This window comes from Neobacillus sp. SuZ13 (assembly GCF_030123365.1).
In the GTDB taxonomy this organism is placed as follows: Bacteria; Bacillota; Bacilli; order Bacillales; family Cytobacillaceae; genus Neobacillus.
This window is the reverse complement of sequence record NZ_CP126107.1, coordinates 1,716,099-1,732,737: the sequence shown is the minus strand read 5'-3', so window position 1 is coordinate 1,732,737 and position 16,639 is coordinate 1,716,099. Positions and strand designations below refer to the sequence as shown.

General features: G+C 37.6%; 18 protein-coding genes and 1 other annotated feature. All 18 genes read right to left on the bottom strand.

Annotation, left to right across the window (positions count from 1 at the left end; all coding sequences use genetic code 11):
• Positions 1-91 precede the first annotated feature (91 nt).
• The 18 genes from ileS to murB all read right to left on the bottom strand — a co-directional run bounded on the left by ileS (position 92) and on the right by murB (position 16,635).
• Positions 92-2,857 (bottom strand): isoleucine--tRNA ligase, encoded by a 2,766-nt coding sequence (gene ileS / locus QNH17_RS08435; RefSeq protein ID WP_283878264.1) that lies wholly within the window; start codon positions 2,855-2,857, stop codon positions 92-94.
• A 74-nt stretch (positions 2,858-2,931) separates the two neighbouring features.
• Positions 2,932-3,174, bottom strand: a binding site (T-box leader).
• A 49-nt stretch (positions 3,175-3,223) separates the two neighbouring features.
• Positions 3,224-3,739, bottom strand: a complete 516-nt coding sequence (locus tag QNH17_RS08430) for a DivIVA domain-containing protein (RefSeq protein ID WP_026566392.1) — start codon at positions 3,737-3,739, stop codon at positions 3,224-3,226.
• Positions 3,740-3,825: 86 nt separating this feature from the next.
• Entirely contained in the window at positions 3,826-4,602 is a 777-nt protein-coding gene (locus QNH17_RS08425) for a YlmH family RNA-binding protein (protein WP_283878263.1), read from the bottom strand.
• Between the two features lie 30 nt (positions 4,603-4,632).
• Positions 4,633-4,899 (bottom strand): YggT family protein, encoded by a 267-nt coding sequence (locus QNH17_RS08420; protein ID WP_283878262.1) that lies wholly within the window; start codon positions 4,897-4,899, stop codon positions 4,633-4,635.
• A gap of 6 nt (positions 4,900-4,905) precedes the next feature.
• Positions 4,906-5,367 carry a cell division protein SepF gene (locus QNH17_RS08415; RefSeq protein WP_283878261.1) on the bottom strand — a complete coding sequence of 154 codons (462 nt, stop codon included), beginning with the start codon at positions 5,365-5,367 and terminating at the stop codon, positions 4,906-4,908.
• Between the two features lie 11 nt (positions 5,368-5,378).
• Positions 5,379-6,056, bottom strand: coding sequence for a YggS family pyridoxal phosphate-dependent enzyme (locus tag QNH17_RS08410; protein WP_283878260.1), 678 nt, complete (start codon positions 6,054-6,056; stop codon positions 5,379-5,381).
• 5 nt (positions 6,057-6,061) lie between these two features.
• Positions 6,062-6,880 carry a peptidoglycan editing factor PgeF gene (gene pgeF / locus QNH17_RS08405; RefSeq protein WP_283878259.1) on the bottom strand — a complete coding sequence of 273 codons (819 nt, stop codon included), beginning with the start codon at positions 6,878-6,880 and terminating at the stop codon, positions 6,062-6,064.
• A 69-nt stretch (positions 6,881-6,949) separates the two neighbouring features.
• Positions 6,950-7,219, bottom strand: a complete 270-nt coding sequence (locus QNH17_RS08400) for a YlmC/YmxH family sporulation protein (protein WP_283878258.1) — start codon at positions 7,217-7,219, stop codon at positions 6,950-6,952.
• A 93-nt stretch (positions 7,220-7,312) separates the two neighbouring features.
• Positions 7,313-8,092, bottom strand: a complete 780-nt coding sequence (gene sigG, locus QNH17_RS08395; protein WP_283878257.1) for an RNA polymerase sporulation sigma factor SigG — start codon at positions 8,090-8,092, stop codon at positions 7,313-7,315.
• Between the two features lie 161 nt (positions 8,093-8,253).
• Positions 8,254-8,973, bottom strand: a complete 720-nt coding sequence (gene sigE / locus QNH17_RS08390; RefSeq protein WP_026566384.1) for an RNA polymerase sporulation sigma factor SigE — start codon at positions 8,971-8,973, stop codon at positions 8,254-8,256.
• 44 nt (positions 8,974-9,017) lie between these two features.
• A complete protein-coding gene (gene spoIIGA / locus QNH17_RS08385; protein ID WP_349632567.1) occupies positions 9,018-10,052 on the bottom strand; it encodes a sigma-E processing peptidase SpoIIGA in 1,035 nt (344 codons plus the stop codon).
• 204 nt (positions 10,053-10,256) lie between these two features.
• Positions 10,257-11,393 (bottom strand): cell division protein FtsZ, encoded by a 1,137-nt coding sequence (gene ftsZ / locus QNH17_RS08380; RefSeq protein ID WP_283878256.1) that lies wholly within the window; start codon positions 11,391-11,393, stop codon positions 10,257-10,259.
• A gap of 38 nt (positions 11,394-11,431) precedes the next feature.
• Entirely contained in the window at positions 11,432-12,733 is a 1,302-nt protein-coding gene (gene ftsA, locus QNH17_RS08375; protein ID WP_283878255.1) for a cell division protein FtsA, read from the bottom strand.
• Between the two features lie 126 nt (positions 12,734-12,859).
• The gene (locus QNH17_RS08370; protein WP_026566380.1) at positions 12,860-13,222 is read right to left on the bottom strand and encodes a small basic family protein; all 363 of its coding nucleotides are present in this window, start codon (positions 13,220-13,222) and stop codon (positions 12,860-12,862) included.
• Entirely contained in the window at positions 13,222-13,953 is a 732-nt protein-coding gene (locus QNH17_RS08365) for a DUF881 domain-containing protein (protein WP_283878254.1), read from the bottom strand. The genes QNH17_RS08370 and QNH17_RS08365 overlap by 1 nt, the downstream gene beginning before the upstream one ends.
• Before the next feature lie 50 nt (positions 13,954-14,003).
• Complete coding sequence (locus QNH17_RS08360) at positions 14,004-14,678, bottom strand: DUF881 domain-containing protein (protein ID WP_283879459.1); 675 nt, start codon at positions 14,676-14,678, stop codon at positions 14,004-14,006.
• Between the two features lie 10 nt (positions 14,679-14,688).
• The gene (locus QNH17_RS08355; RefSeq protein WP_283878253.1) at positions 14,689-15,480 is read right to left on the bottom strand and encodes a cell division protein FtsQ/DivIB; all 792 of its coding nucleotides are present in this window, start codon (positions 15,478-15,480) and stop codon (positions 14,689-14,691) included.
• Positions 15,481-15,726: 246 nt separating this feature from the next.
• The gene (gene murB / locus QNH17_RS08350) at positions 15,727-16,635 is read right to left on the bottom strand and encodes a UDP-N-acetylmuramate dehydrogenase (RefSeq protein ID WP_283878252.1); all 909 of its coding nucleotides are present in this window, start codon (positions 16,633-16,635) and stop codon (positions 15,727-15,729) included.
• Positions 16,636-16,639: the final 4 nt, after the last annotated feature.

The window sequence follows — 16,639 nt, the reverse complement described above, 5'->3', positions numbered from 1 at the left end:
CCGACTCGGAAAAACATTTGACAACTACAACAACAATTAACGGAGAAGGAAAAATTTAAAAGCCCTATGCAATTGCACAGGGCTTTTATGATTAATTATGAGTATAGTTAGCTTTTACTACTTCAGCACAACGCGGGCAAAGTGATGGGTGTTCTGGATCTTGACCTACTTCTGGTGTTACAATCCAGCAACGCTCACATGTTTCACCCTCAGCCTTTGTTATAACAATGGCTGCAGTTTCTAATTTGATTGCATTTTCAGGTGCTTCCTCGTAGGCACCTGCTACTTCAAAGCCTGAGATAATAAAGAGTTGTTTCATATTTTCTTCAATCGAGTCTAATAAAGCTTTTGATTTTTCATTGACATAAAGCGTAACCTTTGCAGTTAACGATTTCCCAATCACTTTTTGATTACGCGCTTCCTCAAGAGCCTTTAACACATCATCACGAAGTTTCATGAATTCAGTCCACTTTTCCTCTAAACCTTGAGCATTTTTTAATTCCTGATATTCAGGAAGGTCAGTTAACTGAACACTCTCTTCTGTTACCGCTGGGATAAACTTCCACACTTCATCAGCAGTGTGTGAAAGGATAGGTGAAACTAATTTTGTTAAAGCAAGCAGCGATTCATATAACACTGTCTGGATAGCACGTCGCTCATGATTATTTGTAGCTTCAATATAAAGGACATCTTTCGCAAAATCCAAATAAAATGAACTTAAATCAAGGGTGCAGAAATTATTAATCGCGTGATAGATACCAGCGAATTCATAGTTTTCATAGGCATTGCGAACATTTTTAATCAACTTATTTAATTTAACAAGCATAAATTGGTCGACTTCGCGCAGATTTTCATATGCCACTTTATCGGCTGGAGTAAAATCAGCTAAATTTCCTAATAAGAAACGGAAGGTGTTACGAATTTTACGATAAACCTCAGCGACCTGCTTTAAGATTGCATCTGAAACACGAACATCTGCTTGATAATCAACTGAAGCAACCCAAAGGCGTAAAATATCTGCACCTAACTGGTTCATTACTTTTGCAGGGATAACGACATTACCGATGGACTTGCTCATCTTCCTGCCTTCACCATCAAGTGCAAACCCGTGGCTTAATACTCCTTTGTATGGTGCTTCACCTGTCACGGCTACAGCAGTAGATAATGATGAGTTAAACCAGCCGCGATACTGGTCCGAGCCTTCAAGATAAAGATCAGCTGGTCGAACTAAATCATCTCTTTCAAGTAAAACAGCTTGATGGGAAGATCCTGAATCAAACCATACATCCATGATATCTGTTTCTTTAGTAAAAATACCGTTTGGACTTCCTGGATGAGTAAAGCCAGCAGGTAGTAATTCTTTTGCCTCACGCTCAAACCATACATTCGAACCAAATTCACGGAATAAATCTGAAACATGATTAATCGTTTCATCTGTAATGATTTCTTCGCCAGTTTCTGCGTAGAAAACAGGAATTGGTACTCCCCAGACACGTTGACGAGAAATACACCAGTCCCCTCGGTCACGAACCATATTAAATAAACGCGTTTCACCCCAAGCAGGAATCCATTTTGTTTCCTTGACTGCATCTAGTAATTCATTTCGGAAATCTTTAATAGATGCAAACCATTGTGCTGTCGCACGGTAGATTACCGGTTTTTTCGTTCTCCAATCGTGTGGATAAGAATGGGTAATAAAAGAAAGTTTGAGTAATGCACCTGCATCTTCTAATGCTTGTGTGATTGGTTTATTTGCTTTATCGTAAAATAATCCTTCAAAACCTGGCGCCTCACTCGTCATCACACCTTTATCATCGACAGGGCATAGGACATCTAATCCATATCTTTGGCCTACATAAAAGTCATCTTCCCCGTGACCAGGTGCTGTATGGACACAGCCAGTACCTGCATCTGTTGTTACATGTTCTCCTAACATCACCAATGAATCGCGGCCATAAAGAGGATGAACAGCTAAAATATTTTCTAAATCATTTCCTTTTACCTTTTTAACAACGGTTACTTCTTCCCAGCCAATTTCCTTCGAAACTGATTCGAGAAGAGCTTCAGCAACTAGGTATTTTTTTCCGTTTGCCGCAACCACAACATATGTTAGATCCGGATGAACGGAAATACCTAAGTTCGCCGGAATTGTCCATGGAGTTGTTGTCCAGATAATAATTTGGGTGTCTGTATCTAGAACATTTTTTCCATCCTTCACCTTAAAGCCCACATAAATGGATGCGGATTTTTTGTCTTGGTATTCAATCTCAGCTTCAGCAAGTGCAGATTCACTGGATGGTGACCAATAGACAGGCTTGAGTCCTTTATAAATATAACCTTTCTTAGCCATTTCACCAAAGACTTTAATTTGTTGTGCTTCATAAGCCGGCTTTAGGGTAATATAAGGATTTTCCCAGTCACCGCGTACACCAAGACGTTTAAATTGTTCACGCTGATTATCAATTTGTTCTAGTGCATATTTTGTACAAAGTTGACGGAATTCTGCGACCGTCATTTCTTTACGTTTCACACCTTTATTGGTTAACGCTTGCTCAATTGGAAGACCATGTGTATCCCAGCCTGGTACGTATGGTGCATGGAAACCACTCATTGACTTATAGCGAACAATCATATCTTTTAAAATTTTATTAAGGGCATGCCCCATATGGATGTCACCATTGGCATATGGAGGACCATCATGCAATACAAACATCGGACGTCCTTTGGTTCGTTCCTGAACTTTTTTGTAAATATTTAATTCTTCCCATTTCGCCTGAATCTCCGGCTCTCTTTGTGGAAGATTGCCACGCATCGGAAATTCAGTTTGTGGCATTAATAACGTATTTTTATACTCCATTTTTTCTTCCTCCTGTAATCCTCTTCATATAACAGAATAGCCAATAGACAAATAAAAAAACCCTCTCATCCCAAAATAGGGACGAGAAGGTTTTATTCCCGCGGTACCACCCTGATAGATAGTTCGAATCAAATCGTCTATCCTCTTTAGCATTCGTAACGTGAATAACACGCCTAAGCCTACTATCCTTAAATAAGGAGGTTGGGCTATGGAACTCAAGGGTGATCTTCAATTTTTCAACTTTACCAGGCTCACACCGCCCCTGGCTCGCTAAAAAAGTCCTAGAAAAATTATACTGTCCCTATCATCGTCATTGACCATTCTTTATAACTGTTAAGAAATTATATGCTATAAAAACGCTTTTCGTCAAGCTAATGAATCTTCTTCTTCATGAACTTTTAGTTCTGTTGCATCTACCTCATATTCTAATAGGTGATCCCAATCATCGGTATTCAACATATCAAGCTGAGCCTCAATCAACATCTTAAAACGTGTACGGAATACTTTAGACTGCTTTTTTAAATCCTCGATTTCAAGAGCAATCTTCCTTGCTTTTGATAGGGATTCATTGACAATCCGATCCGCATTTTTCTCCGCTTCTTTAATAATCAACTTTGCTTCCTTTTGAGCATTTCGTTTAACATCTTCACCCGCTTCTTGAGCAATGATGATAGATTTATTTAGAGTTTCTTCAATCGTAACAAAGTGACCAAGACGCTCATTCATATCGTTCAAGCGTTCTTCTAATTCTTTTTTCTCTCTAAGTACTAATTCATAATCCTTGATTACCTGATCGAGAAACTCGTTGACCTCATCCTCATCATATCCTCTAAAACCCTTATTAAACTCCTTATTGTGAATATCCAACGGTGTTAACGGCATGATGCCACCTCCATACAATCTCTAATTCTATATGTATATACAAGAATTCGACATCTTTCATCGATTTTCCTTCTTTATTTATATAGTTATTTTTGTTTTCCGACATTTAGTCGCCATTTTTCTTTTTTCGTTTTCCCTTGAATGGCAAGAATCTTTGCTCGGCCACTTCCTCTAACTGAAATCATGTCACCCACACCGCATTCAAATGAAGGATTTTCAATTATTGTCCAATTCACCTTCACGAGTCCTTGTTGAATAAGAAGTTGTGATTTCTGCCGTGACACATGATAAATTCCTGAAATGACAGTATCAAGCCGTAGGGAAGATATCGTTAAGTCACTTTCCACCAATTTTTCATTGGTGGAAAGTGCATTTTCTATATTCGTTTCAGTTAGTTTTACGCCTGCCCTGCCAATTGTTTCAACATTGTTTAGGATATAATCGCTAATATCCTTTGCGGCAAAAAATTGGCATTTCCCATCTATATTGAGGATATCCCCAAACTTTCCCCGCTTCAGACCTAGGGACATAAGTGTTCCCAATACCTGCCGGTGCTCGATCGTAACAAACTTGGTTGGATAGTGGATGTCGAAAAGGCTTATTTGAAATTCATCATTATTAATCGAAGTTAGGTAATCTGGAAAAATTAGGGCTCGTTTTCGTTCTACCTCCGTGCTGCCGCCAAAAAGTTTATACTTTACCTCTCCATGTTCACCAATCAACATTCTTAGAATATGTTGTTCTCTTGGATCAAGGAAATCGGTTAATTTAGGAGTATATTGTGTGTCAACATAATTCTTCCAATTTAACACCTGATCAATAAATTCTCGTTCTTCTGGACGAAAGTGCTGATAGATATTCATTTTTCAAAACACAACCTAGATTCAATATTCTTAAGAAACAAGAAAACGATAGACACTTGATAATCCACTTTGAGCAAAATTAAGAACAAGAAAAGCAACGATTGGAGAGATGTCCATCATACCAATGGGTGGAATGATTCGTCTAAATGGCTCTAAATATGGTTCACAAATTTTTGCAAAGAATTGTCCAATAGATGTCCCTCTAGCGTTTGGAAACCAAGACATTAAAATATATATAATTAAGGCATACGAATAAAGTTGTATTAGCTTCTGTAATAAACTAAAAACAAGTGCCATTAAGCATTACCACCTCGTATTTTGATTTTCAAAGTCAGGAATAAGTTCTGATATATTTCCTGAAACCTCAACATTATCAGGTGTACATAAGAATATACTAAAACCAATCTTTTGAATGTCTCCACCAATTGCATAAACAGCACCACTTAGAAAATCGACAATTTGTCTGCCCTGGTCACTGTCAATTCGCTGCAGGTTCACGACAACTGCGCGGCGGTTTTTTAAATGGTCAGCAATTTCAGTTGACTCAGAATAAGAACGTGGTTCAACTAAAATTACTTTGGATGACTTTGTAGAATTGGCAGATTTTTGCACGGTTTGCAAGCTGACAACGTTTTGGTTCTTTACCACAGGTTGTTGCTTTTGTTTTACAGGAAGTGGCTCAACTACTTCTGGATATTCAACTTTGCTATCATCATATTCATCATCCAAAAAGAAAAATGTTTTTAATTTCGATTTAATCGTCATGATTTTCTCTCCTAACCATCTTCACCAACAAGCGCAGTGCCTATTCTTACCATTGTAGCCCCTTCTTCAATAGCAATTTCAAAATCATTGGACATGCCCATCGAAAGTTCTGTGCAAGGAGCATAATCCAAATTTAAGGCTTGGACTTGTTTATGAAGTTCTCTTAATTTATGAAAACATTCACGTATTTGAGATTCATTATCAGTAAGTGGAGCCATTGTCATTAAACCTTCAACACTTATATGTTCAAAGTTACGAAGTGATTCAATAAAGGTTAGCACTTCTTCTGCCGGTAAGCCATGCTTTGATTCTTCTCCAGAGACATTAACTTGTACCAAGCATTTCACCTTATGTTCTGCCCGTTTATTAATTTCTTCTGCAAGAGAAATCCTGTCCAAAGAATGTATATACTCAACAATATTAACGATATTTTTTACTTTTCGTGTCTGAAGTGAACCGATATAATGCCATACAGGCTTGTCCTTGAGTTCTTCCCACTTACGAAGGAGTCCCTCATCCCGATTCTCGCCTAAATTTATTATACCTGCATGTAGTGCTTCATTTGCTCTCTCAGTACTAACATATTTCGTAACCGCAATCACCCTGACTTCTTCAGGGTTTCGCTTGACTCGAAGGCAGGCCTCATTTATTTGTTGTTTTATTATCTCGTATTTTTCTGCTACCCTCATAAACTTTACATAGTCTCCTTCCAGCCCATAAAAGTTAACATTCTTCCTGTTTTCCCTTGGTCACGACGGTGGGAAAAAAACTCTTTATCACAACTAGAACAAAAGTTAGTCAACTGGATATTCGTATCTGGTACACCAGACTTCATTAGTATTTGTCTATTTACTTCACGTAAATCTAAGGAATATTGGCCGTCTTTAATTAAATTATAGGGTAAAATTTCGACATCTTCTAGTGTATTTTCGACCAAGTTTATAACATACTTATCAACAATATAACATTTTTCACAAATGGATGGGCCAATTGTAACTAGAATCTGTTCTGGGTTAATTCCTTCTCTTTTCCACGCAATGATCATTTCCCTTGCAATTTGACCTACGGTCCCTTTCCAGCCAGCATGGGCAACCCCTATCATTTTTGATTCAGGTGCAATAAAAAAAAGAGGGACACAGTCGGCATAGCAGAGTGTTAACAAGACGCCCTCCTCATTGGTATAAAAACCATCTGTATCTTTAATAGCATTTTCATAGGAATTTGAGCCTTTGCCACGGTCATGTTTAGAAATTTTTTTAAGTTGAATCCCATGTGTTTGTTCAGCTCCGACCCAATTCTTTAGCGGAAATGTGAGCAAGTCTGAAACTTTTTCTCGGTTGGAACAAACATCGCTTTGATTATCACCAACGTGAAAACCAAGGTTAAGGGATTCGTAAACCCCTTTGCTTACTCCGCCATTAGTAGTTGTTATTCCCGCAACTAAACCTGGATATTTGCTTACCCAGTTTTCGATAGTTAAAAAGGATTGATTTTTTAAAACAAAGGGTTCCATTTTCATACCTCTAATGTTTTTTCTATAGTTTACCATGAAAAGAAAAATTGGTCACCGCAAATAAAATAGTTAAACTTCTGCTTCTTCCGTTATATTTTCTGTACTGCCTTTATATCTGACCAAAATAACATCTTGACCTATTTTTAAAATATTCTTCCAAGGAATAACTACATCGTCATCTTTACCAAAAAAGCCAAGCACTCTTCCACTGCCGCTAATGACGACTGCTTCAATTTTTCCTGTTGATAAATTTATCTCAATATCACCAATATTTCCAAGCCTTTTTCCATCTGCTACATTAACCACATCTTTTATTTGGAACTCAGAAATTTTTACCATCTTTTCTCACTCCCGGTTTTATTTCTATAAAATATATGTTTACTCTAAGACTTTTAGTAAAAGGAATAAAAATAAAGCTGCCCTAAGGACAGCCTAACTTTGGATATTTTTATTCATTTGTCTTATCGCAGCTTTTTCTAACCGAGAAACTTGTGCTTGGGAAATCCCAATTTCATCTGCGACCTCCATTTGTGTTTTTCCTTGAAAGAATCGTTTCCGTAAAATTAACTTTTCGCGATCGTTTAGCCTGCGCATTCCTTCTTTTAAGGCAATTTCTTCAATCCAATTGATATCTTTATTTTTTTCATCGCTTAATTGGTCCATTACATAAATTGGGTCGCCGCCATCATTATAAATTGGCTCGAAAAGGGACACTGGGTCCTGAATGGCATCAAGGGCGAAAACGATTTCTTCATGTGGAACTTCTAAGACCTTCGCAATTTCTTCCGCGGTTGGTTCCCTTGAAGTTTCGCTCATCAATCGCTCTCTTACCTGAAGGGCTTTATATGCAATATCCCTCAAAGATCTAGAAACGCGAATTGGATTATTGTCACGCAAGTACCTTCGAATTTCACCAATAATCATTGGAACCGCATAGGTTGAAAACTTTACATTTTGGCCCAAATCAAAGTTATCGATAGATTTCATCAGCCCAATACAGCCAACTTGAAACAAGTCGTCAACAAACTCGCCTCTATTGTTAAAACGTTGAATGACACTTAATACGAGTCGTAAATTACCGTTGACGAGCTTTTCTCTGGCATAAATATCGCCCTCTTGCATTTGCTTGAAGAGTATTCTCATTTCTTCGTTTTTTAAGACAGGAAGTTTTGCTGTGTCCACACCGCAAATTTCAACTTTATTTCGAGTCAATCCTTTTCCCTCCTCACAGGAGTTGCTGTACAAAAAACAGTATCTCCTTGAGAAGGAAAAATATGCACTTATCCACGATGGTGGACAAGTGCACATTTGTCGAAAAATGCAATTAAGTCATGAAAATCATAGGTTTTTTAATGGAAAAATTTTTTTCTTCTTTACACCATTTTATTAAATTCTTTTCGCAGCCTTTTTATAATTCTTTTTTCTAAGCGGGAAATATAAGATTGGGATATTCCCAGCATGTCAGCTACGTCTTTTTGGGTTTTTTCTTCTCCATTTGTAAGACCAAACCGAAGTTCCATAATTTGTTTTTCACGGTCAGTCAGTTGATGAAGTGCTTTTGTCAAGAGCTTTCGGTCCACGTTCGCTTCTAGATCCTTTGTAATAATATCATCATCAGTTCCTAGAACGTCAGATAATAATAGTTCATTCCCATCCCAATCAATATTTAAGGGTTCATCAAAGGATACTTCTGACCTGATTTTATTATTACGCCTTAAGTACATGAGAATCTCATTTTCGATGCATCGTGAGGCATATGTAGCAAGTTTTATTTTTTTCTCGGGATTAAAGGTATTGACGGCTTTAATTAATCCAATAGTTCCGATACTAATTAAATCTTCGATATTAATCCCGGTATTCTCGAATTTTCTAGCAATGTAAACAACAAGACGAAGATTTCGTTCAATTAATATTGACCTTGCTGCTTTATCACCACCAGGTAATTTTTTCAGCAGCATCTCTTCTTCATCTTTGCTTAAAGGAGGCGGTAAGGCCTCACTACCACCAATATAATAAACTTCATCTGTTTTTAAACCCAATTTCATTAATAGTTTATACCAGTAGTATGATAGGCGAAGCCTCCATTTTTTCATGTGTGTTCCTCCTTCTAAAATATGTTTTTCTGAGTATAGTAATACTAACTCACCTTAATGGTTTTTATTTGCTGCCTAGGACCTGTGAGCATCTTTGGATGAACAATACATTGAAATGCATCTTCGCTTGAGAGTTGCTTTGTTGTAAAGGAAACTAGACCTTTTTCACATAGATATTGAGTTTCTTTATGTTCAATAAAAATGCTTTCAGGTTTTACAGCAATTATTAGTTGATGCTCTTGTCCAATCACGCGAGTAGGAACAATTCGGATCCTATTTTGCCACTCCTCTGGAAGGTCTCCACTGCCATTGATAAGTAATTCTGGGTCATCGGCAAGTTTCTTTATTGATTCTGGGATCGTTTCTTGAATGTTTTTAATGGAGACAAACATCACAGGTTGCTTTGACAATGGATCATAAAGCTGATTCCCGCTATCCACTAATCCTTTAAAGATAAGGGTTTCGTTATTTATATTGACTCTGACTTTAACAATTTGATCAAATTGAATTTTTGTCATCTCCATGCTTTCAACATTTTTTCTTGAGAAGTGCCAAGCGACGGGAAATCCAATTAGAACAAATATCCAACTTATCGGATCGCCAAACCCTTTTGTACTAGAAACGAGGACCTTGGTTGTTAACTCAGAATCATACTGAATAAAGTAATGGGCCCCCATTAATGCCCCGCCGATTAAAAAGGTGGACACATAAAGTGTCATTAACGCCTTAAAGAAAAAAGTCATCCGCTTATATCCAAACGTTATTAACACCATTAGGATTGAGCATAAGAATTTTGATATGGGATGGCTTGTATAGACATTTAATGGCGTAAATGATAATAAAATTATCAATGAACCAATAAATCCACCAGCGGCTAGTCTCCCTATTTTAATCTCTCTTTTTAGAAAAATAGCTGTTAAATATAGAAGCAGACTATCAAAGAATAAATTTAGAGCCCAGATCACATCTAAATAAATAGTTACCAGCTTCCTCTCTAAAAATTTATCAGCTTTTCCTTTCTGTTTACGAAAAAGTATATCGTACTTGCATGGCTGAAGTGTGTCACTTTCTGTAATCAAATAAACAAAAATTTCCACTATTCACAACGTATTTTGTCAGATGAATTTTGTCATACATAAAACACGGCTGTTGATTTCCGCTCCACGCACTTCGCTTTCCACTCCAATCAACAGGTGCTAATTATATCAACACAATTTAAATTAGCTTAAATACAAAAGACACGACCCAAAACAGGCCGTGTCTTTTGTATAAGTATTCACTTTTTACCTTCTACGATTACGGTTCCGTAAGAAGGTTGGAATATCTAATGTTTCTTCTTGGGAAACTTGGGTATGGCGGACAGGCTCTTGCTGAACCTCTTCGCGTTTTGGCTGTTCTCGTTTAACATTACCCATCTGAGGTTTAGTTTGACCAAAAGTAGGACGAGTAGCTTTTGGCTGCAAGGTTTCTTCTTTAAATCCAGTAGCGATGACAGTAACGATAATCTCATCTTTTAATGACTCATTAATAACAGAACCAAATATCATATTTACTTCCTGATCAGAAGCGGTTGCTACGATATCAGCAGCTTCTTGAACTTCATAAAGACTCAAATTTGTACCGCCTGTAATGTTCATTAGTACACCTTGTGCTCCATCAATAGATGTTTCTAATAATGGAGAACTAATTGCTTTCTTAGCAGCCTCTGCGGCACGATTTTCACCAGCAGATACACCAATACCCATTAAAGCAGACCCTTTATTAGACATGATTGTTTTAACATCAGCAAAGTCCAAGTTAATAAGACCTGGTACAGCAATTAAATCTGATATACCTTGTACACCTTGACGAAGAACATTATCTGCTTCACGGAATGCTTCCAGCATTGGGGTGCTTTTATCAACAATTTCAAGGAGACGATCATTAGGAATCACAATAAGTGTATCAACCGCATCCTTCATGGCACCAATTCCACCTGATGCTTGTCCGGAGCGTTTTTTTCCTTCAAATGTGAACGGACGAGTTACTACACCAACAGTCAATGCACCTAGGTCACGGGCAATTTGAGCAATAACTGGTGCTGCACCAGTACCTGTGCCTCCGCCCATTCCTGCAGTAACAAATACCATGTCCGCACCACTTAATGCTGCCTCCAATTGCTCTTTACTTTCTTCGGCCGCTTTCTTTCCAACGTCTGGATTAGCACCTGCTCCTAGTCCACGAGTCAGTTTAGCACCAATTTGCATCTTAACTTCTGCTTTGGAAAGATTTAGTGCTTGAGCATCAGTATTAACAGCGATAAATTCTACTCCCTGAACGCCATGTTCAATCATTCGGTTTACCGCGTTATTGCCACCGCCGCCGACACCGATTACTTTTATAGTTGCAAGAGAATCTAAATTTGTATCAAATTCTAACATGACAATCCTCCTAATTCGTCGGTACCTATTCGATTAGCCTATTCGAAAAAGTAACCAAGGAATTTTTTTACTTTTGATGACATCTTATCTTCCGGATGTTTTTCTGCTTTTTGTTGTTTAGGTTGTTGTTGTTGTTGTTTAGGTACTCTCTTTTCAGCAGGTTCAGAAATGGTTGAAGAACCAACGTGTCCACCTGGCAATCTAGCATTCTTGTACGCATATTTAATTAAACCAACCGCTGTGGTATATTGAGGTTCTCTTACACCAATATAGTCAGGCACGGCAATGCGGACTCGATTTTGAAGAATTACCTGAGCAAGTTCTAGAACACCTTGCATATTTGCAATACCGCCAGTTAATACATAACCGCCTGGCAGGTCACTATATCCTAAGCGTTTCATTTCATGTAGTACTAGTTCGAATATCTCTTCCATTCTTGCTTCAATAATATCCGAAATTTCCAGCTGATTAAATTGTTGGTGCTGATCACTGCCAATGATTGGTACACTGAACACTTCATCTTCTGAGGCTTCATCATAGAATGCATGTCCATGTTTTATTTTTATTTTTTCTGCATCTTCCGTTGAGGTCCGTAACCCTACAGATATATCTTTTGTGATATAATCACCGCCAACAGGCATAACACTAGTTTGTGTGATAAATCCTTCTTCAAAAACAGCTATTGTTGTTGAGCCGCCACCAAGATCGATAAGAGCAACACCGAGGTTTTTCTCATCTTTTGACAGTGCATAATCACCAGCTGCCAACGGCTGCAGAACAATATCCACTATTTCAAGACCGGCACGTTCAACACATCGAAGGGTATTAATGATAATTGATTTGGAGCCGGTAATGAGTGTACCATCCATTTCCAAACGAACTCCTATCATACCGCGGGGATCGTTGATTTCATCTTTACCATCTAGGATAAATTGTTTTCGAATAACTCCGATGTTTTCTCTTTCAGGCGGGATCGAACCAACATGAGACGCTTCAATGACACGAATGACATCTTCATTCGTAATCTCTCTATTTTGGCTGGAAACAGCTACAATACCATGACAATGTTGAAGCATAACATTGTTACCTGAAATGCCAACCACCACATCTCTGATTTCCATCCCAATCATTCTTTCTGCCTGCTCTATCGCCCTTCTAATCGAATGAACGGTGTCGTCCATGTCAACAATTGAACCTTTGCGTAATCCTTCAGATTTCACATTTCCAACACCAATTATATTTAATGAGTCTTTACCCGAGTCATTGACCATTTCACCAATGATTACTTTTACACTGGATGTACCGATGTCAAGACTAACATATATTTCATTGCTGTTCATTCTTTGGCACCTCCTTTAGATTTCCTTAAGTTGAACAACAACTATATTTTTTTTGTCCAATAAAAGTTCAATATTCATATCATATAAAATTATTCGTCACAACTAAATGATTCCCTTTAAAAAAATTCAATTTTTTTCTACTTTTTCTTTGTTCGTTGACCATTTTGTCAATAATATTCGCCTAATTACAGCAATATTCTGAAACAATCTGACACCAAACGCGAAAACTGCCGCTAAATATAAGTCTACACCAAGATTAACACCGAGAAAAGCTAAACTTGCAGCAAGTATAATATTAAAGAAAAACCCTGATACAAACACTTTTTCATCATATATATTTTGCAGGTATGCCCTGATCCCACCGAAAAGAGTGTCGAATGCCGCTAAGACAGCAATCGACAAATAATTGGAATATTCTTCAGGAATGCGTATTTCTGTTAACAGCCCCAAAATAATCCCAATTATTAATCCTATGAATGGAAGCCACATTAAGAATCGCCTCCTTCTTTTGTCGGTTCCATATATCGGATGCGAATGGAATCATCGTAGGCTGGTACCGTTAAGTTCGGAATTGGTTTTGAAATCGAAAGTCTTAGATTTTCAATAAAAAATTCTTCCGTTGCTTTTGATACTTTCATCCGATTATATAATTTTTCAGCTGTAGAGTTATCGTCTACACCGACAACAACTTCAATTGGCAGCCTTTCAATGGTATGCCCATCAATTTTTGTTTCCATATTAATGTCTCGAATCACAGTGGTATTAATAATTCTCTTCCCATCAATTGCTACATATTTCGCTTCGTACATATTCAATTCGTTTAGTAATCTCGTTAGAAGTTCCGGTGGAATAACTCTATTAACAGGAGTACCCGTCTTTATTTCTTCGATTACTGGTTCAATCTTTAATTTAATACCAGGAACAGTAATTTCAGTCAGTCCAGCTTCTAGCTTTAATTCTTTTAATGTATCACTTAAGACTTGTTCCTTGCTTTGTTTTCGTTTAGATTCATAGGCTGCTAGTTTTTCCTCATTTGAACGAATTTCACTTAATAAGTTGGATTGTAGTTCTTTTTCTTTCAGTATTGCTTCACGAAGTTGCCAAATATCACGGGTATCACGTTCAGCAGGTTTTTGGACTGTTTGAAATTGGATCGCTATCATGAATCCTACCAAGACTGAGATCAATGTAAAACTTACATTTATTTTTTTTTTGTCCACTTTTTTCACCTAACCTTTTAAATTATCATACCGTGGACATTACTTCATAACTAACTACCTAGGATTGGATCTAGTACCATTTCATCATCTCTTTCCATTGTGAAAACAATGTTATCGTTTACTAACTGATCTTTAACCCCTCCGATTAAGTTAATTGAAGATGAAAGAACATCAGGATCACCAATTGCTGAAATTATGAAGGGGGCTGGATGCTCGACTCCATCAACCGTAATAACAGGTCCATTACAAATAATATAAGAATGGCTAGTCAACCTTTGTCCATTTATAGCAACTGCTGCTGCCCCGGAAATATAAAGCTCATTAACTACTTTAAAGACATGGTGTTCATGAACAAGATAATTATTAATATTATCCTCTTTCGGATCATAAGCACCGTCTGTAAGTGTAATCTTTACTCCTTTACCCTTTACCTTCACCTTCCCCAAGAACATCCGATATTTCTCAGCATTCTCAGCGAGATTCTCATAAACCTCTGCTTCTTTCGAGAGGTCTTTCTCATTTTTTAGGACCAACTCTTGTTTTTGATTTAATTCCTTTTGCAATTCGCGATTGCTCTTTTCCTCGGCAATTAATTGGTTTCGTAGTGCAAGGGTCTGTTCCCACTGTTTATCAGACACTTTAGGTTTCCCTTTATTCATTTCCATTTGTGTTAAATGATAGGAAAAGGCCAGCATAAATCCTAATACAAGGCAGACCAGGGACATAACAACATGCTTACCCTTCACCCTTATCTTGCTCAACTTCTTTTTCCTCCACTTCGGTTTCAAAGGCCTTAAAATACGTTCCTACTTCTAGGTCAATAATTCCCTTCTTCTTAGGATCAATTTGAGAGATAATTGATGGATAATGTACCATTTTTTCAGAGAAGCTTCTTAATGTGGCACTAACCTCAAATCCATCATTCATAAATAAGGAAATATGATATTGATCAGTTTTTTTCGGAGTATAATGGATTTCAGAGATAGAGTTGGATATTTCACTTGGAAGTTTCTCTAACTCTTTCACCATTTTATTGAGGGCTGCCCCCTCTTTAAACTCAAATAAAATTGGAGAATTTACAGGAATTTTTTCTGCTGCATTTTCGTTCACTATTTTCCCATTTTCCATAATTGGTAAGAACTTATTTGCTTTTTTAAGATAAGCAATTCTTTTATGTTCTTTTACTTGGATGACCACTGTATTGGGCCAATGAGTCTTGATGGTAACTGTCTTTATCTCAGATAGACGTTTTATTCTCGATGCCGTTTCATCCTTTTTTATTTTCCAAATATTCGTATTATTCGAAAGGCCGCTCTGACTGATCAATTCCGTATCAGAATACACACCATTTCCTTTTATCGTTATCGTCTTTACATGGCTTAAGGGTGATTGTGAATAGGCGATAACTACTATCATTGTAAAAAACAGAATTAACAGGAGAACAAGGCGTCGGTTTGCTTTTCGTCGTCTTTGCTCCTTTAGCTTAGGAATACGGTCCTCGAGAGCTACAATTTTACCTTTTTCCATTTAAATTCCTCCACATAAAAAGCAGCTGCTCTAAAATAAATAGACTAAGCCTGTCCAACATTCGATAGTGTTACCTCGAAAAGAGAAACAACGGCACGAAAAACCATGCCGTCTCTAACTTTTTCGAGGTTGCACCTATAATATTATCAGTAATTATATCACAATATTTGTCATTCGGACGACATTTCTTACAAGAAAAGTAAGGATAATTTCTTTGGAAATTTTGTATAAATCCTTCCATCATTCTTACTCCCTACCGATTATTTCAACCTCAGTTTCCATTTTTACTTCATATAGGCTATAGATGGTATCCTTGACATGTTGAATTAATGCCAGCACATTCTCCGCAGTGGCACCTCCAGCATTTACAATAAAATTCCCATGCATTTCCGAAATCTTTGCACCGCCAATGCTAAATCCCTTTAATCCAGCGGTTTCAATTAATTTCCCAGCGTAATTCGGGAGTGGATTTCTAAAAATACTTCCAGCACACGGAAAATTCCATGGCTGGGTCTCTTTTCGATAATCTTTGTTTTTTTGCATTTGCGCCACAATGGCTGCTCGATCACCTTTCACAAGGTCAAAAATGGCTTCCACCACAATTCCAGGACGAGTTTTTTGAAGCACAGAGGTCCTATAGGAGAACCCCATTTCATGATTTGAGAGCCATTCCAATTTTCCATCATCGAATAAAATATGTGCTTTGGTTAAGATTTTACTAATATCCGAACCATGGGCTCCTGCGTTCATATATACAGCCCCACCAACTGAGCCAGGAATCCCACTAGCAAACTCCAGTCCTGCGAGGCCCTTTTTGCTTATAAGTGTCGATAAACTGACAAGTGAATGACCACCGCCAACTGTAATACTTGTATCGTTAATCTCAAGGTGATCCATTCCAGAACTAAGTTTAATAACAGCCCCTTCAATCCCCCTATCTGACACTAGCAGGTTCGACCCACGGCCAATTGCACGCCATGGCAATCCATGTTTTTCTATCACACTCATGACGGTTTTTAAATTTTCAACCGAAGACGGTTCAATAAAAAGGTCTGCAGGACCCCCTATTTTCATCGTCGTATGATTAGCTAACGGTTCATTTTCCTTAACCTTTCCGATATTTAAAGCTATTAACTCATTTAAGATTCCGTCCATAATT